At 68.4% G+C, this 19,409-nt stretch carries 19 protein-coding genes; 12 read left to right on the top strand and 7 right to left on the bottom strand.

The genetic code is table 11. The features are described from left to right. Positions 1–6: 6 nt before the first annotated feature. Genes lpxD through lpxB form a run of 5 tightly spaced genes read left to right on the top strand, consistent with a single transcriptional unit; the run spans position 7 to position 4,271 of the window. Complete coding sequence (lpxD, locus tag AC3IPP_RS09420) at positions 7–1,026, top strand: UDP-3-O-(3-hydroxymyristoyl)glucosamine N-acyltransferase (protein ID WP_489148788.1); 1,020 nt, start codon at positions 7–9, stop codon at positions 1,024–1,026. After that, positions 1,023–1,487: a 3-hydroxyacyl-ACP dehydratase FabZ gene (gene fabZ, locus AC3IPP_RS09415; protein ID WP_046653574.1), complete on the top strand. Its 465-nt coding sequence runs from the start codon at positions 1,023–1,025 to the stop codon at positions 1,485–1,487. The genes lpxD and fabZ overlap by 4 nt, the downstream gene beginning before the upstream one ends. Continuing rightward, positions 1,484–2,272, top strand: a complete 789-nt coding sequence (gene lpxA, locus AC3IPP_RS09410) for an acyl-ACP--UDP-N-acetylglucosamine O-acyltransferase (protein ID WP_489148787.1) — start codon at positions 1,484–1,486, stop codon at positions 2,270–2,272. The genes fabZ and lpxA overlap by 4 nt, the downstream gene beginning before the upstream one ends. Continuing rightward, complete coding sequence (lpxI, locus tag AC3IPP_RS09405; protein ID WP_489148786.1) at positions 2,269–3,108, top strand: UDP-2,3-diacylglucosamine diphosphatase; 840 nt, start codon at positions 2,269–2,271, stop codon at positions 3,106–3,108. Before lpxA ends, lpxI begins: the two co-directional genes overlap by 4 nt. After that, entirely contained in the window at positions 3,105–4,271 is a 1,167-nt protein-coding gene (gene lpxB, locus AC3IPP_RS09400; RefSeq protein WP_489148785.1) for a lipid-A-disaccharide synthase, read from the top strand. The genes lpxI and lpxB overlap by 4 nt, the downstream gene beginning before the upstream one ends. A 155-nt stretch (positions 4,272–4,426) precedes the next feature. Here the strand turns inward: lpxB and trpC are convergent, their stop codons facing one another. Genes trpC through AC3IPP_RS09385 form a run of 3 tightly spaced genes read right to left on the bottom strand, consistent with a single transcriptional unit; the run spans position 4,427 to position 6,854 of the window. After that, positions 4,427–5,230: an indole-3-glycerol phosphate synthase TrpC gene (trpC, locus tag AC3IPP_RS09395; RefSeq protein ID WP_489148784.1), complete on the bottom strand. Its 804-nt coding sequence runs from the start codon at positions 5,228–5,230 to the stop codon at positions 4,427–4,429. Then, a complete protein-coding gene (trpD, locus tag AC3IPP_RS09390; RefSeq protein WP_489148783.1) occupies positions 5,230–6,267 on the bottom strand; it encodes an anthranilate phosphoribosyltransferase in 1,038 nt (345 codons plus the stop codon). The genes trpC and trpD overlap by 1 nt, the downstream gene beginning before the upstream one ends. Continuing rightward, on the bottom strand, positions 6,264–6,854 hold the full coding sequence (locus tag AC3IPP_RS09385; protein WP_489148782.1) for an anthranilate synthase component II: 591 nt from the start codon (positions 6,852–6,854) through the stop codon (positions 6,264–6,266). The genes trpD and AC3IPP_RS09385 overlap by 4 nt, the downstream gene beginning before the upstream one ends. 123 nt (positions 6,855–6,977) lie before the next feature. Here AC3IPP_RS09385 and AC3IPP_RS09380 point away from each other — a divergent pair, with 123 nt between their 5' ends. Beyond that, positions 6,978–7,166, top strand: coding sequence for a hypothetical protein (locus AC3IPP_RS09380; protein ID WP_087141152.1), 189 nt, complete (start codon positions 6,978–6,980; stop codon positions 7,164–7,166). On the opposite strand, the gene trpE is transcribed toward AC3IPP_RS09380, so the two are convergent. Together trpE and AC3IPP_RS09370 are read right to left on the bottom strand one after the other, a co-directional pair. After that, entirely contained in the window at positions 7,163–8,686 is a 1,524-nt protein-coding gene (gene trpE, locus AC3IPP_RS09375) for an anthranilate synthase component I (protein WP_489148781.1), read from the bottom strand. The two genes, AC3IPP_RS09380 and trpE, sit on opposite strands and share 4 nt — an antisense overlap. Continuing rightward, complete coding sequence (locus tag AC3IPP_RS09370) at positions 8,686–10,617, bottom strand: peptidylprolyl isomerase (protein WP_489148780.1); 1,932 nt, start codon at positions 10,615–10,617, stop codon at positions 8,686–8,688. Before AC3IPP_RS09370 ends, trpE begins: the two co-directional genes overlap by 1 nt. Positions 10,618–10,748: 131 nt before the next feature. Between AC3IPP_RS09370 and tpiA the strand changes: the two genes are divergently transcribed. The 5 genes from tpiA (at position 10,749) to AC3IPP_RS09345 (ending at position 16,134) form a co-directional block, all read left to right on the top strand. Then, a complete protein-coding gene (gene tpiA, locus AC3IPP_RS09365) occupies positions 10,749–11,498 on the top strand; it encodes a triose-phosphate isomerase (RefSeq protein WP_489148779.1) in 750 nt (249 codons plus the stop codon). A gap of 89 nt (positions 11,499–11,587) precedes the next feature. Continuing rightward, complete coding sequence (gene secG, locus AC3IPP_RS09360; RefSeq protein WP_256968245.1) at positions 11,588–11,992, top strand: preprotein translocase subunit SecG; 405 nt, start codon at positions 11,588–11,590, stop codon at positions 11,990–11,992. Between the two features lie 123 nt (positions 11,993–12,115). Beyond that, positions 12,116–13,768, top strand: coding sequence for a CTP synthase (pyrG, locus tag AC3IPP_RS09355; protein WP_087141157.1), 1,653 nt, complete (start codon positions 12,116–12,118; stop codon positions 13,766–13,768). Between the two features lie 70 nt (positions 13,769–13,838). Beyond that, complete coding sequence (locus tag AC3IPP_RS09350; RefSeq protein WP_179205090.1) at positions 13,839–13,985, top strand: hypothetical protein; 147 nt, start codon at positions 13,839–13,841, stop codon at positions 13,983–13,985. Between the two features lie 133 nt (positions 13,986–14,118). Next, positions 14,119–16,134, top strand: a complete 2,016-nt coding sequence (locus AC3IPP_RS09345) for a TonB-dependent receptor (protein ID WP_489148778.1) — start codon at positions 14,119–14,121, stop codon at positions 16,132–16,134. Positions 16,135–16,142: 8 nt separating this feature from the next. Here the strand turns inward: AC3IPP_RS09345 and AC3IPP_RS09340 are convergent, their stop codons facing one another. Continuing rightward, a complete protein-coding gene (locus tag AC3IPP_RS09340; RefSeq protein ID WP_489148777.1) occupies positions 16,143–17,201 on the bottom strand; it encodes a GGDEF domain-containing protein in 1,059 nt (352 codons plus the stop codon). An 82-nt stretch (positions 17,202–17,283) separates the two neighbouring features. Continuing rightward, on the bottom strand, positions 17,284–18,777 hold the full coding sequence (locus tag AC3IPP_RS09335) for a DEAD/DEAH box helicase (protein ID WP_489148776.1): 1,494 nt from the start codon (positions 18,775–18,777) through the stop codon (positions 17,284–17,286). A 234-nt stretch (positions 18,778–19,011) separates the two neighbouring features. Here AC3IPP_RS09335 and AC3IPP_RS09330 point away from each other — a divergent pair, with 234 nt between their 5' ends. Beyond that, positions 19,012–19,383, top strand: a complete 372-nt coding sequence (locus tag AC3IPP_RS09330) for a hypothetical protein (protein ID WP_489148775.1) — start codon at positions 19,012–19,014, stop codon at positions 19,381–19,383. Positions 19,384–19,409 lie beyond the last annotated feature (26 nt).

The following is a 19,409-nucleotide window of genomic DNA, read 5'->3' as shown; positions in this document are numbered from 1 at the left end:
CGGGCCATGCCCGATCCGAGGTTCTTCCAGACCCTGTCGCCCCTGACGGTCGCCGCCCTCGCCGAGCATATCGGCGGGGAGGTGGTCCGGGGCGGCGAGGTCATCGTCTCGGCCGTCGCGCCCCTGTCCAGTGCGGACCGGGGCGCGATTGCGTTTCTGGGCGATCGCAAGTTCGCCGCCGCCTTGGCTGAGACGAAAGCCGGGTGCGTGATCGTGCCGCCATCGGCGGTGGACGCGGCGCCGGCTGACGCCGCCGTCATTGTCTCCAGCGAGGCGCAGGCCGCCTGGGCGCGGGCGTCGGCCCTGCTGCACCGACCCGTCCGTCTGGATCGCGCCATCACCGCCGCCGAGGCCGCCGAGGACGACACCGTCGTGGTCGAGCCGGGCGCCGTCCTGGGCGAAGGCGTACGCATCGGGCGCGGCAGCCGCATCGGCGCCAACACCGTCATCGGGCCGGGCGTCCAGATCGGCCGCGACTGTGTGATCAGTTCCGGCGTCACCGTCGGCTTCGCCCTGCTGGGCGACCGGGTGAAGCTGTTGGCCGGCGCGCGGATCGGCGAGGCGGGCTTCGGCGCCGCCGGGTCCAAGGCCGGTCCGGTGGACATCCCGCAACTGGGCCGCGTCATCCTTCAGGACGGGGTGACGGTCGGGGCTAATTCCTGCATCGACCGGGGCGCCTATGACGACACCGTCATCGGCGAGAACACCAAGATCGATAATCTGGTCATGATCGGCCACAACTGCGTCATCGGCCGCAATAACCTGATGGCGGCGCACACCGGCATTTCGGGTTCGGTCACCAGCGGCGACAACTGCATCTTCGGCGGTCGGGCGGGCGTGGGCGACCACATCACCATCGGCGAAGGCGCGCGCGTCGCGGCCGGCGGCGGCGTCCTGGCCGACATCCCGCCGGGCGAGATCTGGTCCGGCTATCCCGCCAAACCCCTGCGCCAATTCTTGCGCGAGACGGTGTGGCTGTCCAAACAGGCGTCCCAGAAGAAGGGCGCGAAGGAATCGAAAGAATGAGCGAAGACAACAACATCGACTACGCCGAGGTGATGCGTCGCCTGCCGCACCGCTATCCCTTCCTGCTGGTCGACAAGGCGCAGGATTTCGTGGCGGCGACCTCGATCGTCGGCATCAAGAACGTCACCCACAATGAGCCCTTCTTCCCCGGCCACTTCCCGATCGATCCAGTCATGCCGGGCGTGCTGATCGTCGAGGCTATGGCCCAGACGGGCGCGCTGTTGATGTCCAAGTCGCTGGACGTGGCGGTGGCCGACAAGGTCATCATGTTCATGTCGATCGACGGCGTGCGCTTCCGCAAGCCCGCGCGTCCGGGCGACCAGCTGCGCATGGAGGTCAAGGTGATTAAGGCGCGCGGCGATGCCTACAAGTTCCGCGGCGAGACCTTCATCGACGGCAAGTTGGCGGCCGAGGCCGAGTTCATGGCCATGGTCGTCACCGTGGCGGAGCCCGCCCAGTGAGCATCCACCCGACCGCCGTCGTCGACGCCTCGGCGACCCTGGCGGACGGGGTCGAGGTCGGCCCGTTCTGCACCGTCGGGCCGGGCGTGGCCCTGGCCTCCGGCGTGCGTCTGGTCAGCCATGTGGTGATCCAGCAGGACGCCAGCGTCGGCGCGAATACGACGATCCACCCCTTTGCCGTCATCGGCGGCGATCCGCAGCACGGCGGCTACAAGGGCGAGCCGGTGCGGCTGGAGATCGGCGAGAACAACCTGATCCGCGAGCACTGCACCTTCAACCGGGGCACGCCTCAAGGGACGGGCGTGACCCGCGTCGGCTCGAACAACCTGTTCATGACCGGCGCCCACGTCGGCCATGACTGCGTGGTCGGCGATAGCGTGACCATGGCCAACAACGCCACCCTGGGCGGTCATGTTCATGTCGGCGACAAGGTGTTCCTCGGCGGCCTGTGCGCCGTGCACCAGAACGGCCGGGTGGGGCAGGGCGCCATCGTCGGCGGTCTGGCCGCCGTGACGCGCGACGTCATTCCCTACGGCTCGGTCTGGGGCAATCACGCCAGCCTGCACGGCCTCAACCTGATCGGGCTGAAGCGCAAGGGCTACGGTAAGGACGCGGTGCGCCGCCTGCTGGCCGCCTACCGCGACCTGTTCGAGGGCGAAGGCGTCTTCGCCGAGCGTCTGGATCGGGTCGAGCAGGCCTATGCCGACTTGCCCGAGATCATGGAGATCACCGCCTTCATCCGTGACGGCGGCAAGCGCCCGCTGTGCCTGCCGGGCGCGGAATGACGACCCCGCCCAAGCTGGCCCTGATCGCGGGTTCGGGCGACCTGCCCATCCGCGTCGCCCAGCGTTGCGAGGCCGAGGGGCGCGAAGTCTTCATCATCCGCCTGAAGGGCTTCGCCGACGCTCACCTGCACCGCTGGCCGGGGCAGGACTTCGGCATGGCCGAGATCGGCAAGATCGTGAAAGCCATGCGCGCCGAGGGCTGCCGCGCGGTGTGCTTGGCGGGCTACGTCAACCGGCCGGATTTCAGGACGTTGAAGCCCGATCTGAAGGGGGCATCCCTACTGCCGGGCATCATCGCGGCGGCGTCCAAGGGCGATGACGCCCTGCTGCGCAAGATCCTGTCGGTGTTCGAGGACGAAGGTTTCGCCGTCGAGGGCGCGGACGACATTCTGGGCGGCGAGATGCTGGCGGCGGGCGCTTTGGGCCGCGTGGCGCCGACGGCGGAGCAGCTGGCGGACCTGAAGAAGGCGCTGCATGTCGCTGAAAAGTCAGGTGAACTGGATATCGGTCAGGGCGCGGTCGTCTGCGACGGACTGGTGCTGGCGGTCGAGGCACAGGAAGGCACGGACGAGATGCTGCGCCGTGTGGCGGGCCTGCCGGCCGACCTGCGCGGCTCGCCCGGCTTTGCGCGCGGCGCGCTGGGCAAGGCGCCCAAGCCGATTCAGGATCTGCGCGTCGACATGCCTGTTATCGGACCGACGACGGTCGAACTGGCGGCCGCTGCGGGTCTGGCCGGGATCGGCGGGTTCGAGGGACGGCTGATCGTCATCGACCACGAAGGTCTGGTTGAGGCGGCCGACCGTCTGGGCCTGTTCGTCTGGGGAGAGCCGCGATGAGCCGTCCATTGAAGGTCATGCTGGTGGCCGCCGAGGCGTCGGGCGACGCCCTGGGCGCCGGGCTGGCGCGGGCGCTGAAGGCGCGGCTGGGCAAGGACGTGATCTTCGTCGGCGTGGGCGGCCCGAAGATGGCGGCTGAGGGCGTCGAGAGCCCCTTCGACATCGCCGAACTGTCGATCCTGGGCTGGATCGAGGGCCTCAAGGCCTATGGGCGGGTCAAGAAGCGCGTGGCCGAGACGGCGGCGCTGGCGGCCGTGGAGAAGCCGGACGCCGTGGTGCTGATCGATAGCTGGGGCTTCACCATCCGCGTGGCGCAGGCGATCCGCGCCGCCTCGCCGAAGACGCCGCTGATCAAATACGTCGGACCGCAGGTCTGGGCCTCGCGTCCGGGGCGGGCCAAGACGCTGGCCGGGGCAGTGGATCACCTGCTGGCCCTCTATGCGCTGGATGCGCCGTGGTTCGAGAAGGCGGGTTTGCCGACGACCGTCGTCGGCTCGCAGGCGCTGCACGTCGACATGGCGGGGGCCGATGGCGCCCGCTTCCGCGCGACGCGGGGCATGGCGGCGGATGCACCGCTGCTGCTGGTCTTGCCGGGCAGCCGACCCAGCGAGATCACGCGCATGACGCCCGTCTATGAGCAGGCCGTGAAGCAGTTGAAGGCGCAGGTTCCGGGGCTGGAGGTGGCTGTCGTCGCGGCGGGCACCGTCGCCGCCGATGTGGCGGGCCGGGTCGCCGCCTGGCCGTTCCGCGCCCATGTCGTGCAGGAAGCCGACAAGTACGACGCGATGAAAGCCGCCAACGCCGCTCTGGCCACCAGCGGCACGGTCTCGACCGAGCTGGCGCTGGCGGGCGCGCCGATGGTCATCGCCTATAAGATCGACGGGCTGAGCTACGTCCTGATGAAGCGGCTGGTGACGGCCAGGCACATCACCCTGTTCAACATCGCCGCCGACGAGGCCATCGCGCCGGAGTTCATCCAGGACGAGGCGACGCCGCAGGCGCTGGCCAAGGCGGTCGCGCGGTTGCTGGCCGATCCCGAGGCGGCGGCCGATCAGGCGCGCCGTCAGACCGAGGCGCTGGACCTTATGGGACGCGGCGGACCGGACCCGTCGGAACTGGCGGCGGATGCAGTGCTGCGGGTGATTGCGGCGAAGGCGGGGTAGCGCCCCCACTTACCGCTCATCCCGGCGGAGGCCGGGACCCAGTAAGAACCGCGCGCGCAGTTTTTTAGTGAACCGAGCTTGGGGCGGCCACGGTCGTGCCCTTGGCCAAAGCACTGGGTCCCGGCCTCCGCCGGGATGAGCGGGTTTATAAGGACTCAGGCCAGCAAGGCCCGCGTCGCCGCCTCCACGTCGGCCTGACGCATCAGGCTTTCGCCGACCAGCAGGGCGCGCGCCCCGGCATCGGTGACACGCGCCACGTCCTGCGGCGTGAACAGGCCGCTTTCGGCGACCAGAAGCGCGCCTTCAGGGCTGAGCGCCGCCAGTTGCTCGGTCGTCGCCAGATCAACCTCGAAGGTGCGCAGCGAGCGGTTGTTGACGCCGATCAGGGCGTCGGCGCGGCCTTGAACCAGTCTGGCGGCGCGCGCCATTTCGTCGGCGTCGTGGGTTTCGATTAGGGCGTCCATGTCCCAACGGGTCGCCTCGGCCAGCAGCTCTGCGGCCAGGGCGTCGTCCACCATGTCCATGATGATCAGGATGCAGTCGGCGCCCAGCGCCCGGCTCTCGGCGACCTGCCACGCATCGACCAGAAAGTCCTTGCGCAGGCAGGGCAGGGCGACGGCCGCGCGGGCGGCGGTCAGATAGGAGTCGTCGCCTTGAAAGCTGGGGCCGTCGGTCAGGACGGACAGGCAGGACGCGCCGCCGCGCTCATAGGCCTGCGCGAGGACGGGCGGGTTGAAGTCGGCGCGGATCAGGCCCTTGGAGGGGCTGGCCTTCTTGATCTCGGCGATCAGGGCCGGGCGTCCGGTTTCGGCGAAACGGCCGGCCAAGGCGGCGCGGAAGCCGCGCGGTGCGGAGGCTTCTTTCGCGCGCGCCTCGATGGCGTCCTGCGAAACGGCGGCCTTGCGGGCGGCGACATCCTCGCGCTTGTAGGCGGCGATGCGGTCCAGAACGTCGCTCATCAGGCGTCCTCGTCTTCGATCGGCGCGTGGGAGACGCGCACCAGTTCAGCCAGGGCGGCGGCGGCGCGGCCGTCGTCGATGACGGTCGCGGCTAGTTCAGCGCCCGATTTCAGATCTTCGACCCGCCCGGCCACCACCAGGGCGGCGGCGGCGTTCAGCAGGACGATGTCGCGATAAGGCCCGCGCTCGCCCGCCAGCAGGGCGGTCAGGGCCGCCGCATTATACTCGGCGTCGCCGCCGCGCAGGTCGTCCAGCGTGGCGAGGGGCAGTCCGGCGTCGGCGGGCGTGACGGTGAAGCGGCGCACGGCGCCATCCTTCCATTCGGCCACCTCGGTCGGGCCTGTGGTGGTCAGTTCGTCCAGACCCTGACCGTTGACGGTCCAGGCGCGCCGGGCGCCCAGTCGGCCCAGAACCTCGGCCAGCGGCTCCAGCAGGGCGGGATCATAGACGCCCATGACCTGATGCGTGGCGCCCGCCGGATTGCACAGCGGCCCCAGCAGGTTGAACACGGTGCGGAAGCCGATCTCGCCGCGCACCGGCCCGACGTGGCGCATGGCCCCGTGATAGGTCGGCGCAAACAGGAAGGCGATGCCCGCCTGATCCAGCGCACGCGCCTGTTGGGCGGGCGTGGCGTCCAGATTGACGCCCAGCGCGGCCAGAACGTCGGACGATCCGGACTTGGAGCTGATGGCGCGGTTGCCGTGCTTGGCGACCTTCAGTCCTGCGCCTGCCAGAACGAAGGAGGCCGCCGTCGAGACGTTGTAGGTGTGCTGGCCGTCGCCGCCGGTGCCGCAGGTGTCGATCACTTGATCGAATGGGTGGTTCAGCGACAGGGCGGCCTCGCGCATGGCGCTGGCGAAGGCGACGATCTCGTCCACAGTCTCGCCACGGATGCGCAGGGCGGTGACGGCGGCGGCGACCTGGGACGGGGTCGGCTCGCCGCGCAAGCAGGCGGCGAAGAAGCTCTTGGCCTCATCCAGGGTCAGCACCTGTCCGTCGACCAGCTTGGCCAGCAGGGGCTTGATGCTGTCCATCACACGCTCGCCAATCGCTTGACGCCCGCCAGATCGAGGAAGTTGGCGATCATCGCATGGCCGTGTTCCGTGGCGATGGATTCCGGATGGAACTGGACGCCGTGGATCGGCCGCGTGCGGTGCGACAGACCCATGATCTCGCCGTCCTCGGTCCAAGCGGTGACTTCCAGCGCGTCGGGCAGGGTTTCGCGGCGCACGGCCAGCGAATGATAGCGCGTCGCCGTGAAGGGCGAGGGCAGGCCGCCGAAGACGCCGCGCCCTTCATGCAGGATGGGCGAGGTCTTGCCGTGCATCAGGGTCTTGGCGCGCACCACCTCGCCGCCGAAAGCCTGACCGATCGACTGGTGGCCCAGGCAGACGCCCAGGATCGGCATGGTCTCGGCGGCCGTCTCGATCAGCGACAGGCAGATGCCCGCCTGATCCGGCGCGCAGGGACCGGGCGACAACAGGACGGCCTCGGGCTGCAAGGCCCAGGCCTCTTCGACGGTCAGGTCGTCATTGCGGACGACATGCGTCTGGGCGCCCAGCTCTGCGAGGTAGTGGACGAGATTGTAGGTGAAGCTGTCGTAGTTATCGACGACGAGGATCATGGCGAAGGCTTCTTAGGACGGGGAGGCAGGGTGGCCCAAACATGGAAGGCGGGCGGGCCGATTGAAAGCGGACGTTAAGCTGTCCGGGCGATACAGGAGCATCGCCATCGGAAGAAATCCGTCTTGACCCCCATCGAAGCCATTCGTGACGCCCGCGCCCTGTTGAACGAGGCCCCGGCGGAACAACCGAAACCCCTGCGCCTGCTTGCCGCAGCCGCCTTCGCCGCCACAGCGGCGGTCCTACTGGCCGGAACCATGGTCGTGGGCCCCGGCGTGTCGTTTGACCAGGGTTCCACGGTTTCCAATCCTTAGACTGATCCGCCGACGCCCTGGCCGCGAGTGGTCGCAGTGAAGCGCCACGCTTCCGCAGCCGCCTTCATCGGCGCGCGGGCCTTGGCCAGGGTTTCGGCATATTCGGCGGCCGGGTCGCTGTCGGCGACGACGCCCGCGCCCGCCTGGACGAAGATCTGGCCCTTCGCGAACATGGCGGTGCGCAGGACGATGCAGATGTCCGCCTCGCCATTGGCCGAGATGTAGCCGACGCCGCCGCCGTAGCCGACGCCGCGCTTTTCGGTCTCAAGCTCGTCGATGACCTCCATGGCCCGCACCTTGGGCGCGCCCGAAAGCGTGCCGGCGGGCAGGGCGGCCAACAGGGTGTCCACTGCGTCCAGCTTGGGATCAGCCGCCCCGTTCACGTTGGAGACGATGTGCATGACCTGGCTGTAGCGCTCGACCACGAAGCTTTCCGTCACCTCGACCGAGCCGGGCGTGGAGACGCGGCCCACGTCGTTGCGACCCAGGTCCAGCAGCATCAGGTGCTCGGCCCGCTCCTTGGGATCGGCCAGCAGTTCGACTTCCAGCGCCTTGTCCTGATCGGGCGTGGCGCCGCGCGGACGGGTGCCCGCCAGCGGACGGATGGTGACGCGACCGTCCTTCAGCCGGACCAGGATTTCCGGGCTGGACCCAGCCAACTGGAAATCCACGTAATCGAGGAAGAACAGATAGGGCGACGGGTTGCCGCGACGCAGCGACCGATAGAAGGCGAACGGGTCCTGGCTCCAGGGCGCCGAGAAGCGGTGCGCCAGCACGACCTGGAAGATGTCGCCGGCGGCGATGTAGTCCTTGGCCCGCGCGACCATGCGGCCGAAGGCGGCCTCATCGACGTCGGAGTGGAAGTTGGGCGCGGGAACCGGCTCGACTTCGCGCTGGATCGGCAGGGGGCCGCGCAGGCGGTCCTCAAAATCCCCCAGCCGGGCTTCGGCGGCGGCGTAGGCTTGGCTCGGATCGGCCGCCGTATCGGGATAGGCCGCAGAGATTAGGACGATCTCGTGCTTCACTGAATCGAAGATGGCGACCAGGGCCGGACGGGCCATGACGGCGTCGGACAGGTCCAGCGGATCGGGGTTTGCGGCGCCCAGCGGCTCCAGCAGCCGCACCATGTCGTAGCCGAAGACGCCGAACAGACCGGCGGCCATCGGCGGCAGATCGGCAGGCAGCTCGAACTTCGTCGCCGCGATCAGGGCGCGCAGGGATTCCAGCGCGGGTCTGTCTTCCGGGGTGAAGGTCTCCGACAGGACGTCGGCGCCGCGCGCGATCTCGGCCTTGCCGTTCCGGCAGCGCCAGACCACGTCCGGCGACAGGGTGACGAAGGAATAGCGGCCGTTGACGGCGCCGCCTTCGACCGACTCGAACAGGCTGGCGTAGCGCCGCCCGTGCCCGACCTTCAGGAAGGCCGAGACGGGGGTTTCCAGATCATCGACCAGGCGGCGGACCAGAACCTGGGGGCGGCCGGCCGTCAGGCCGGCGATGAAGGCGTCGCGTTCTTCGTGCATCACTTCTTGACGGGAGCGGGCGCAGCCGGAGCCGCGGGCGCAGCGGCCGCAGCCTCCACGCCCAGGGCTTGCAGAGCCAGGGCCGGGTCGTTGCGCGACTTGGTGCGTGCGGCGGCGGCGGCGATGGTGCGGTCGGCCAGGGTGTTGGCCAGCTCTTCGGTCAGACGCGGGCGGGCCTGTTCAGCCAGCGGCGCGGCCAGGGCCGGGTTGGCGGCGTGGATGGCGTCCACGCGGCCGACGACGAAGGCGGTCTGCGACTGGGCGTCGGAGAAGACCTGACCCTTGCTCTGACCGAACAGGCCGCGCAGCACGCCGTCGCCGACCTGGGCCTGCGACTCGCGGCTCTGCTGCACGCCCGTACGGACGGTCAGCGGGGCGCCGGCTTCGGCGGCCACCTTGGCGATGTCTTCACCGGCGCGAACGCGGCCGGCCAGTTGTTCGGCCTTGGCCGACAGCAGGCGGGCGTTCTCACGCAGGGTCCACTGTTGGCCCAGCGGGGCGCGGACTTCTTCCAGCGTCGGCAGGGCCGACGGGCGGATGTCGTCCAGGCGGACGGCGAAGTACTGGCCGTCGCCGGCGTCGATCACGTCGCTCTCGCCGCCCTTGGTCAGGGTGTAGGCGCTTTCCAGAACTTGACGCGGGGCGTTCATCGGCTGGCCGTCCGGCAGTTGGCCTTGCTGGGTGAAGGGCGGCAGCTGGATGACGCGGGCCTTGGCGGCCGTGGCGGCGTCGGCCAGGTTCTTGCCTTCCTGGCGCGCCTTTTCGAACTGTTCGACCTTGGCGTAGGTGGCGGCTTTGACGGCTTCGGCTTGCAGTTCCTGAACCAGGGCGGGGCGGGCGCTTTCCAGCGTCACGGCCTGACCAGCCTGAATGGCGGCTAGCTTGGCGACGGTGAAGCCCAGACGACCCTGGATCGGCGCCGAAACCTGATCGACGGCCAGGCCGAACACGGCGGCGCCGACGGCGGGGTCGCCCACGGCGGCCTGCGGCGTGCCCTTGTAGTCGCCCAGCTGGATGTTGTTGGCCTTGGCGACCTCGGCCGGATTCTTGCCGGCGCGCAGATCGGCGGCGATCTTGTCGGCGGCTTCCTTGGTCGGAACGGTCAGGGTGACGAAGGTGCGCTTCTCCGGATCGGCCAGGGCGGCCTTGCGGAACTCATAGCGCTCTTGAATCTGTTCTTCAGAGATGGTCGGGCGCGCATCGCTCGGACCCGGCGTGAACAGCACCAGGGAGATCATGCGGAACTCGGGGCTGCGCAGACGCGCCTCGTTTTCCTTCATGAAGGCGGTCAGTTGGGCGTCGGTCGGGGCGCCCGCGCGGCCTGCCATGTCCTGAGTGACCGAGAACCAGCGACCGTCACGGGTTTCCAGCGCCTGGCCCGCCAGCAGGGCGGCGTAGACGCGCGGCGCCTGGAGGCCGGCGAAGACGGCCGAGCCGACGTGAGCGGTGACGTATTGGTCGCGCAGGTCCTGCTCGAGCATTTCCGAGGTCAGGTTCTGTTGCGCCAGAGCCTGGGCGTAGAGATCCTGATCGAACTGGCCGGTGATCTGGTTGAAGAAGGCCGGAATCTTGCGGATTTCCGCCAGCACCAGCTCCTTGCCGGGGCGGATGCCGTTCTTCCAGGCCCACGACAGGAAGCCCAGACGCTGGGTCTGGCTGTCGAGATACTGCTGGTGCAGGTTTTCCTTGACCATGTCGTCATAGCTGACAGGGCGGCCGGCCTGCTCCTGCAGATTGGCGCGCACGCGCTCGAAATCGGCCCGGAACTGGTTGGAATCGACGCTGCGGTCGCCGGCGCTGATGATGTGGCGCGGCCCCAGGCTGGCGAAGATGTCGGACTGGGCCCCGACGATTAGGAAGCTGAGAATGATCAGGGCGAACAGGCCCCCAGCCCACTTGGACTTGGCGAAGTTGCGGAAGTGCGTGATCATCTAAGAAGAACCTGACGAGGGCCGGCGTCGAAAGGGCGCCAAGGGTCGCGTATAGGGGGTGCAGGGCCGCCGCTGCAAGTGAGGCTTGACGACATCTTGGCTTCCGCCGCCGTCGCCACTAGACAGGCCGCATGAAACAATCTGTGAAGCTGGTCGCCGGCAACTGGAAAATGAACGGCCTGGGCGCGAGCCTGGCCGAGGCTGAAACCCTCGAGAAGGCGCTGAAGGCGCAGGCTGCGGCCTGTCGCGTGGCCCTGTGCCCGCCCGCCACTCTGATCGACCGCATGGCGCAGACCCTGAAGGGCGGCGTCGTCGAAATCGGCGGGCAGGACTGCCACGCCGAGACGTCGGGCGCCTACACCGGCTCGGTCTCGGCCGAGATGGTCCGCGATGCGGGCGCCGGTCTGGTGATTCTCGGCCACTCGGAGCGCCGCGCCGGATTCGGCGAGACCGACGCCGACGTCGCCGCCAAGGTCGAGGCCGCCCTGGCCGCCGGTCTGGAGCCGATCATCTGCATCGGCGAGACGCTTCAGCAGCGCGAAGCGGGGCAGGCGGTCGAGGTCGTCAGCCGTCAGGTCGCGGGTTCGCTTCCGGCCTCGCTGGCGGGCAAGGCGTTCGCCGTCGCCTATGAGCCGGTCTGGGCCATCGGCACCGGTCTGACGCCGACGCTGGAGCAGATCGAGGAAGTCCACGCCGCCGTGCGCGCGGCCATGGTCGTCAAGCTGGGCGAGGGCGGCCGCGCCGCGCCGATCCTGTACGGCGGCTCGGTCAAGCCGTCGAACGCCAAGGAGATCCTGAGCGTGGCCGAGGTCGGCGGCGCCCTGGTCGGCGGCGCCTCGCTGAAGGCCGAAGACTTCCTGGGCATCATCCGCGCAGTTTGACCGCGCGCCTGAGCGTTTGCCCGAACTCTCCATCAATGTTAGAGGCGGCCGCTTGATCGGCGCGCTTCTGCGCCCACATGAATGACGCCATGCTCCAGACCATTCTGCTCGTCGCCATGATCCTGATCTCGGTCGCCCTGTCGGCCGTGATCCTGCTGCAACGTTCCGAGGGCGGCGCCCTGGGCATGGGCGGCGGTCCTTCGGGCTTCATGACGGCGCGCGGGGCAGGTAATCTGCTGACCCGCACCACGTCGATCCTGGCGATCGCCTTCTTCGTCTGCGCCATCAGCCTGACGATCGCGGGCAACTATGCGCGCGGGTCGCGTTCGGTGATCGACGCCGATGCGGTGGGCTCCATCGCCGTGGACCAGCCTCAGCAGACGGCGCCGGCTACGCCCGAAGCCGCACCGGCGACGCCGGCCGCTCCGGTCGCCCCGTCGCTGGACGATCTGGAAGCCAGCCTGCCGGCCGGCCAGGGCGCGCCCGCTCAATAAGGGCGTCGCCGCCATCGAGTTTGGGGAAGCGCGCCGCAAGGCGCGCTTTCTTCTTTTGATCAACAGTTGGATTTTTCCTGAGCCTCTCCGCGCAGGACGAATCATGGAGTAAGGTGTCCGCCCATGGCTCGCTATGTGTTCATCACCGGCGGCGTGGTTTCCTCTCTTGGAAAAGGCCTCGCCTCCGCCGCTCTCGGTGCTCTTCTGCAGGCGCGGGGCTACAAGGTCCGCCTGCGCAAGCTGGACCCCTATCTCAACGTCGATCCGGGCACGATGAGCCCCTATCAGCACGGCGAAGTCTTCGTGACCGACGACGGCGCCGAGACGGACCTCGACCTGGGCCACTACGAACGCTTCACCGGCGTCTCGGCGGCCAAGTCGGACAACATCACGACCGGCCGCATCTATCAGACGATCATCGAGAAAGAGCGTCGCGGCGACTATCTGGGCGCGACCGTTCAGGTGATTCCGCACGTCACCGACCAGATCAAGCAGTTCTGCCTCAACCCGGCCAAGACGGACGGCGGCGAGGATGTGGACTTCGTCCTGGTCGAGATCGGCGGCACGGTCGGCGACATCGAGGGGCTGCCCTTCTTCGAGGCGATCCGTCAGCTGGAGCAGGATCTGCCGCGCGGGCAGTCGTGCTTCGTTCACCTGACGCTGCTGCCCTTCATCAAGACCGCCGGCGAGATGAAGACCAAGCCGACGCAGCACTCGGTCAAGGAACTGCGCTCCATCGGCATCCAGCCCGACATCCTGCTGTGCCGCTCCGAAGCGCCGATCCCGGCTGACGAGAAGCGCAAGATCGCCCAGTTCTGCAACGTCCGCCCGGACAGCGTCATCCAGGCGATGGACTCGGCCGACATCTACGCCGTGCCGCTGGACTATCACCGCGAAGGCCTGGACACGCAGGTGCTGGCCCACTTCGGCATGACCGACGCGCCTGAGCCGGAGCTGTCCGGCTGGAACGAGATCGTGCGTCGCCGCCTGCATCCGGACGGCGAGGTCAACATCGCCGTGGTCGGCAAGTACACCGTGCTGAAGGACGCCTATAAGTCGTTGATCGAGGCCCTGCAGCACGGCGGCGTGGCCAACAACGCCAAGGTCAACATCGACTGGGTCGAGGCGGACACCTTCGCCGGCGACCCGCAGGCTTGCGCCGAACGTCTGGAAGGCGCTCACGCCATCCTGGTGCCCGGCGGTTTCGGCGAGCGTGGGGCCGAGGGCAAGATCGAGGCGGCGCGTTACGCCCGCGAGCGCAAGATTCCCTATTTCGGCATCTGCTTCGGCATGCAGATGGCGGTGATCGAGGCCGCGCGGAACCTGGCGGGCTATCCCAAGGCGACCTCGACCGAGTTCGGCCCGGCGGACGAACCTGTCGTCGGCCTGATGACCGAATGGGTCCAGGGCAATGAGCGCGTGAAGCGTGAACAGGGCGGCGATCTGGGCGGCACCATGCGTCTGGGCGCCTACGCCTCGACCCTGGCGCCCGGCTCCAAGATCGCCGAGATCTACGGCCAGACCGACATCAACGAGCGCCACCGTCACCGCTATGAGGTGAACATCAACTATCGCGAGGCGGTGGAGGAAAAAGGCGGGCTGTTCTTCGCCGGTCTGTCGCCGGACGGCGTGCTGCCCGAGACGGTCGAGCGCAAGGATCACCCCTGGTTCATCGGCGTGCAGTATCACCCCGAATACCGCAGCCGCCCGTTCGCTCCGCACCCGCTGTTCGCCAGCTTCGTTGCGGCGGCCCTGGTGCAGAGCCGCCTGGTCTGATCACGAACGCTTGTTGCGGTTTTCGCCGAACCGTGTGTCATCATGCTGTTAACCTTTTGGATTGACGCAGATGGCAGGCGATATCCTCTATTTCTTGCACCGGCATTTTCGCGCGGTGTTTCTGATCGGCGCCACGGTCGGCGTGATGGCGCTTGGTCTGATCGTTCGCGGCGTTCTGGCGCTGTTGTTCAGCGCCTCGACCGGCGGCGCCGTTTGAGCGTTATTGCGGGCTGAGGTCTTCTCGGGCGGCGGTCATTTGACACGCGGATGCTGAAGCTCGGCAGACGACAAGCCTGACGGCATCGACTATCCCTGATCCGGTCGCCGAGCGGTTGGCAGGGAGTTCAGCGTTGATCGAGTTTCAGGCGCACGTCGTTGACGAAGTCGTGGTGACGGCGGCGCGATTGCCGCCTGCGGCGGGCGAGGCGGCCTTTTCGGTCATTCGGCTGGACGAAGAGACGCTGGCGCGCGCTGACCGGCTGGACGAGGCCCTGAGCGCGGTTCCGGCCGTGTCCCTGTTCCGACGCACTTCGAGTCTGGCGGCCAATCCGACGACGCAAGGGATATCCCTGCGCGCCATTGCGCCGTCGGGCGCAGGGCGGACGCTGGTGACGCTGGACGGCGTGCCGATGAACGATCCTTTCGGCGGTTGGGTGATCTGGTCGCAACTGCCAACGGAGAGTCTGGAGAACCTCGACATCGTGCGTGGGGCCGGAGCCGGTCCTTATGGCGCGGGCGCCCTGACGGGCGTGATCCAGTTGCGCGAGCGAGAACGCGGCGGCGTGCTGTCAGCCTCGGTCGCCGAACGGGGATGGGCGCGGCTGGCCGGCTCCGGCGGGTTCGATATCGGACGGGCGCGGCTGACGGCGTCCACCCTGTATGAGACCAGCGACGGCTATACCCCTGTGCGCGGAGCGGCGGCCGGGGCGGCGGATACGCCGCTGGATCTGGAGGCGCGCGCGGCGGCCCTGCGGCTGGATGCGCCGCTGGGCGAGGCGAGTTTGTCGCTGCGGGGGTCCATCTATGACGAAGAGCGCGGCTCAGGTCTGGCGGGCGCGCGATCCAGCGCCAGCGGCCACCTGTTGTCCGCCACGGCGGCGCGCAGGCCGGACGAAGGGCGCTATGGTTGGCGGCTTCAGGCGTGGCGACGCGAAAGCGACTTCGCCAACACCTCCGTCGCCGTGTCGCCTGACCGCAGCGGAACCACGCCCGCCAATGACCAGTATGAAACGCCAGCGACCGGGTGGGGCGTCAACGCGGCCCTGCGTCGCTCGGCGCGAGATATCGCCGGAGGACGGCTGGAATGGGAGCTGGGCGCCGACGCTCGCTTCAACGAGGGCGAGACGCGTGAGCGTTTCCGCTTCATGCAGGGCGCCTTCACCCGTGACCGGATTGCCGGCGGCGAGACCTCCGTCGCGGGCCTCTATGGCGAAGGGTCATGGAGCGACGACCGGTGGCTGGTGGCGGGCGGGCTGCGCCTGGACGGTTGGCGCAATGAGAACGGCAAGCGGCGAGAGTGGGATCGCGCCACGGGCCTGCCCACGCTGGACGAAAGCGATCCTGATCGCTCGGGCGAAGTGGTCAGCGCCCGCTTGGCGGCGCGGCGGTTCATCGGCGGCGGCTGGGCGGCGCGGGCTGCGGCCTATTCCAGCTTTCGCCCAGCGAGTCTGAATGAGCTGCACCGCCCGTTCCGCGTCGGCAACGACCTGACCGAGGCCAATGCAGCCCTTGTTCCCGAGACCTTGCAAGGGATCGAGGCGGGTCTGGTCTTCGAGGGGCCGATCTCGGCCCTCGGCGTCAATCTGTTCTGGAACCGGATCGAGGACGCCATCGTCAACGTCACCATCGCTGAGGGGCCGGGAACCTTTCCGCGGGCGGGCTTTGTTCCGGCGGGCGGCGTGCTGCGTCAGCGCCAGAACGCCGGGACGATCGAGGCAAAGGGCGTGGAGTTGACGGCGCGTCAGGCGCTGCGAGGCGGGTTGACCCTGAACGGCGCTCTGTCGATCACCGACGCCCGCATGGACGGCGGTTCAGCGGCGCCGCAGCTGACGGGACTGCGGCCCGCTCAGGCGCCGATCTGGAGCGTGACCGGAGGACTGGACTGGCAGGCGTCGGACCGGCTCGGCCTGTCGATGCAGGCTCGCTATGAAAGCAAGCGGTTCGAGGATGATCTGAACAGCCGTGTGCTGGACGCCGCCGTCACCGTCGACGCCCGCGCGGAATGGCGCGCCGGATCCCGGACCCTGCTGTGGGTGGCGGCTGACAATTTGTTCGACGCCGAGGTCGAGGTGTCCGAGACTGCGGGCGGGGTGGCCGGCTACGCACCGCCGCGCACCCTGTCGGTGGGTCTACGCCTGTCCTACTGAGGCGAGGCTCAAGCGGCCGCGGAGGCTGTTAATTCAGCGTTGGTGACACGGTTGCGGCCCGTGCGCTTGGAGGCGTAGAGCGCTTCGTCGGCGCGCCCCAGGAACTGTGACGCCGCTTCGCCAGAGTGGCGCAGGGCGAAGCCGACGGAAATGGTCACGGCGCCCAGGTCGTCATTGGTCGAACGACGACGCAGGCTGCGCGAGGCGATCTCTTCGCGAGCGGCGTTCAGGGCGGCCTCGACGGCGCCTGCCGTCTCACGCGGGAAGATGACGGCGAACTCTTCACCGCCATAGCGGGCGGCGATACGCGGCGCGCGCGCGATGCGGGCCAGGACGCTGGCGACATAGCGCAGCACCTGGTCGCCCGTCTGATGGCCCCAGGTGTCGTTGAAGCGTTTGAAGTGGTCGATATCGATCAGCGCCAGTCCGATGGGCGTTCCATCGGCCTCGGCTTCGTCGCACATGCGCTGAAGTTGTTCGTCAAACGCCTTGCGGTTGGCCAGGTTGGTCAGGGCGTCGGTCATGGCGTCGCGACGAACCTGCTCCAGATGGTCGCGCAGCTTGACGACCTCGCGGTTGGAGGATTCCAGACGACGCTCCAACGCAGAGGTATGGCGCCGAATCCGCCGCGTGGCGTCGCTGAGCGAGGAGACGATGACGCCCAGGCTATCGGTGTCGGGCGCCGAAGCCATGCGGTCAGCCGCCTGGGCCAGGGTGTCGCCGTAATCGGCCTGGCTCTCGCGCGCCTTGTCGATGGCCGCCGCCACCGCCGCCAGTTCGCGGTTCAGCACGGCGCCTGCGTCGCGAATCTCTTCGGAGAGACGGCTGCGGGGCAGGAACTCGGCGGCCAGCATCTCGGCTGTGGTGTCGGAGAAGGGCGCGCCGCTGGCCAGCAGGCGCGCCATCTCCTGGCTTAGCGGGCTGTCGGGCGCACTGAGATAATGCAGCCAGAGCTCGAAGTTCAGCGGGGTCGGCCAGACGCCAGCCTCTTGCATAGCGTCCACAGCACGGTGCGCCAGAGCATAGGCTTCTGGACTGCGGACCGTGGTTTCGACCTGGGTGGTCATGCCTTGAAGCGCCCCTGGAAAGTTCAGGCCAGGAGGTTAGCCCGGCCTTCCGTAACGCAGAGTTAAATCAAGAATCGTGGCGCTAATCAGCAAAAATCACCGGTCGCCGCAGAAACGCCGGCACATCATCACCGAAAGCGCTGCCGCGGATTTCGCCGGCGGACTTGGACGCAGCTGGCTTGGGTGCGGAGGCGACGGCGGAGGCCGCCGCAGGGTCGCGCTCGTCGGATTTCTTGCGGCCGCGCGAACGGCGCGGAGCGTCTTCCGTCTTGGGCGTGACGACCTCAGCCGTGACGGGGGCGACGGCTTCGGCGACTTCAGCCGGGGCGGCGTCGACCGTCTTGCGCGAACGGCTACGCTCGCCGCGTTCGGGGCGGTCGCTGCGGCCGCGGCCACGGCCCGAGCGGCTGTCGTCGCGCGGGCGGTCCTGGATGGAGGCGAAGTCGATGCCGTCCAGCGGCAGTTCGACCGGTTCCTTCTTGATCAGCTTCAGCACCTTGTCCAACGACTTGTCGTCGGATGGCGTCACGATCATGAAGGCCTCGCCCAGACGGCCGGCGCGGCCGGTGCGGCCGATGCGGTGGACGTAGTCGTCGGCGTGGTGCGGGACGTCATAGTTGAAGACGTGGCTGACGGCCGGGATGTCCAGGCCGCGCGCGGCGACGTCCGAGGCGACCAGCAGCTTCAGCGCGCCGCTGCGGAAATCGGACAGTGTCTTCATCCGCAGGGACTGGTCCAGATCGCCGTGGATCGGCGCGGCGTCGAAACCGTGGACCTGCAGCGACTTGGCGACGATGTCGACTTCCGACTTGCGGTTGCAGAAGACGATGCCGTTCTGGACCTCGCCGCGCTCGACCAGGGCGCGCAGGGCGGTGCGCTTGGCCTTGGGGTCCGAGGTCGGCAGGCGGGTGATGTGTTGGGTGATGGTGTCGGCGGTCGTGGCCGGGCGCGAGACCTCGATCCGGGTCGGATCCTTGAGGAATTGCTGCGTCAGGCGGGTGATCTCCGGCGGCATGGTGGCCGAGAAGAACAGGGTCTGGCGGCGCGGCGGCGTCAGCTTGAAGATGCGCTCGATGTCCGGGATGAAGCCCATGTCCAGCATGCGGTCGGCTTCGTCGACCACCATCAGCTCGACGCCAGTCAGCAGCATCTTGCCGCGATCAAACAGGTCCAGCAGGCGGCCCGGCGTGGCGATCAGCACGTCCACGCCCTTGTTCAGGGCGGCGACCTGGTCGCCCATGGAGACGCCGCCGATCAGCAGCACCCAGTTCAGCTTGGTGCCCTTGGCGTATTTGGCGAAGCTTTCGGCGACCTGGTCGGCCAGTTCGCGGGTCGGGGCCAGCACCAGGGCGCGCGGCATCCGGGCGCGGGCGCGGCCCGAGGCCAGGCGGTCGACCATGGGCAGGGTGAAGGCGGCTGTCTTGCCGGTGCCGGTCTGGGCGATGCCGAGGACGTCGCGTCCGGCGAGGGCCACGGGAATGGCCTGTTCCTGGATCGGCGTGGCGGTCGTGTAGCCGGTATCGGCGACCGCTTGCAGGGTCGTGGGCGAAAGGCCCAGCTTGGAAAATTCAGTCATGCAGTCCTGAAGGGACGGAGGATAGCGTTCGCAAACGCCTTCAGCTGACGGAACCGCCCCTCTTGGGCGAGCGGGCGGCGCGCATCGCCAGTCCTGTTCCGAGCCTGCGGCCGTATAAAGAAGGCCCTACGCCTCAGTCAAGTATTTCCGTTCGGAACGGGCTGCTTGGCAACGGCGTTTCGGCCTGTATGGTCCGCCTCGGGACTGGGAATTCGACTGGGAGAGGGACGCCGAATGCGCGCAGCCGTGTTGATCACGCTGATGTTGGCCGCGCCTGTGAGCGCTTCAGCATCGGGCGGCGGCGGAAACGCCAACGCCATGCAGGCGGCCTTCGGCAATACGGTCGTTTCCCACTATCCTGACGGTGATTGGGTCAAGCACTGGTTCGACCGCGACGGTGGTTATCGCGCCTTGTTTTCGGATGGCCGCCGCCTGACGGCGCGCTGGGCGCGTGAGGGGGATCGCGTCTGTCTGAACGAAATCCGCCCGCGCATGATCATCTCGCGCTTCTGCACGCCCTATGTCGAGGCTTCCGTGGGGGAGAGCTGGCCGGGCCGCGATCCCTTGGGCCGCCGCGTCCGCAATGAGTTGGTCGCGGGGCGGTAGGAAAAACGCCCTCGTTCGTGAGAACG

It is taken from the genome of Brevundimonas sp. KH_060 (assembly GCF_057838275.1).
The sequence above is the reverse complement of the archived record's forward strand: the minus strand, read 5'-3'. Positions and strand labels throughout refer to the sequence as shown.

Excerpts from the sequence above, each read along its gene's own strand:
- pyrG (WP_087141157.1), top strand. The coding sequence starts at position 12,116 with ATGGCTCGCTATGTGTTCATCACCGGCGGCGTGGTTTCCTCTCTTGGA.
- trpE (WP_489148781.1), bottom strand. The coding sequence starts at position 8,686 with ATGCACGAAGAACGCGACGCCTTCATCGCCGGCCTGACGGCCGGCCGC.
- AC3IPP_RS09385 (WP_489148782.1), bottom strand. The coding sequence starts at position 6,854 with ATGATCCTCGTCGTCGATAACTACGACAGCTTCACCTACAATCTCGTC.
- AC3IPP_RS09370 (WP_489148780.1), bottom strand. The coding sequence starts at position 10,617 with ATGATCACGCACTTCCGCAACTTCGCCAAGTCCAAGTGGGCTGGGGGC.
- lpxB (WP_489148785.1), top strand. The coding sequence starts at position 3,105 with ATGAGCCGTCCATTGAAGGTCATGCTGGTGGCCGCCGAGGCGTCGGGC.
- AC3IPP_RS09335 (WP_489148776.1), bottom strand. The coding sequence starts at position 18,777 with ATGACTGAATTTTCCAAGCTGGGCCTTTCGCCCACGACCCTGCAAGCG.
- fabZ (WP_046653574.1), top strand. The coding sequence starts at position 1,023 with ATGAGCGAAGACAACAACATCGACTACGCCGAGGTGATGCGTCGCCTG.
- tpiA (WP_489148779.1), top strand. The coding sequence starts at position 10,749 with ATGAAACAATCTGTGAAGCTGGTCGCCGGCAACTGGAAAATGAACGGC.
- AC3IPP_RS09330 (WP_489148775.1), top strand. The coding sequence starts at position 19,012 with ATGCGCGCAGCCGTGTTGATCACGCTGATGTTGGCCGCGCCTGTGAGC.
- AC3IPP_RS09340 (WP_489148777.1), bottom strand. The coding sequence starts at position 17,201 with ATGACCACCCAGGTCGAAACCACGGTCCGCAGTCCAGAAGCCTATGCT.
- trpC (WP_489148784.1), bottom strand. The coding sequence starts at position 5,230 with ATGAGCGACGTTCTGGACCGCATCGCCGCCTACAAGCGCGAGGATGTC.
- lpxI (WP_489148786.1), top strand. The coding sequence starts at position 2,269 with ATGACGACCCCGCCCAAGCTGGCCCTGATCGCGGGTTCGGGCGACCTG.
- secG (WP_256968245.1), top strand. The coding sequence starts at position 11,588 with ATGCTCCAGACCATTCTGCTCGTCGCCATGATCCTGATCTCGGTCGCC.
- lpxD (WP_489148788.1), top strand. The coding sequence starts at position 7 with ATGCCCGATCCGAGGTTCTTCCAGACCCTGTCGCCCCTGACGGTCGCC.
- AC3IPP_RS09350 (WP_179205090.1), top strand. The coding sequence starts at position 13,839 with ATGGCAGGCGATATCCTCTATTTCTTGCACCGGCATTTTCGCGCGGTG.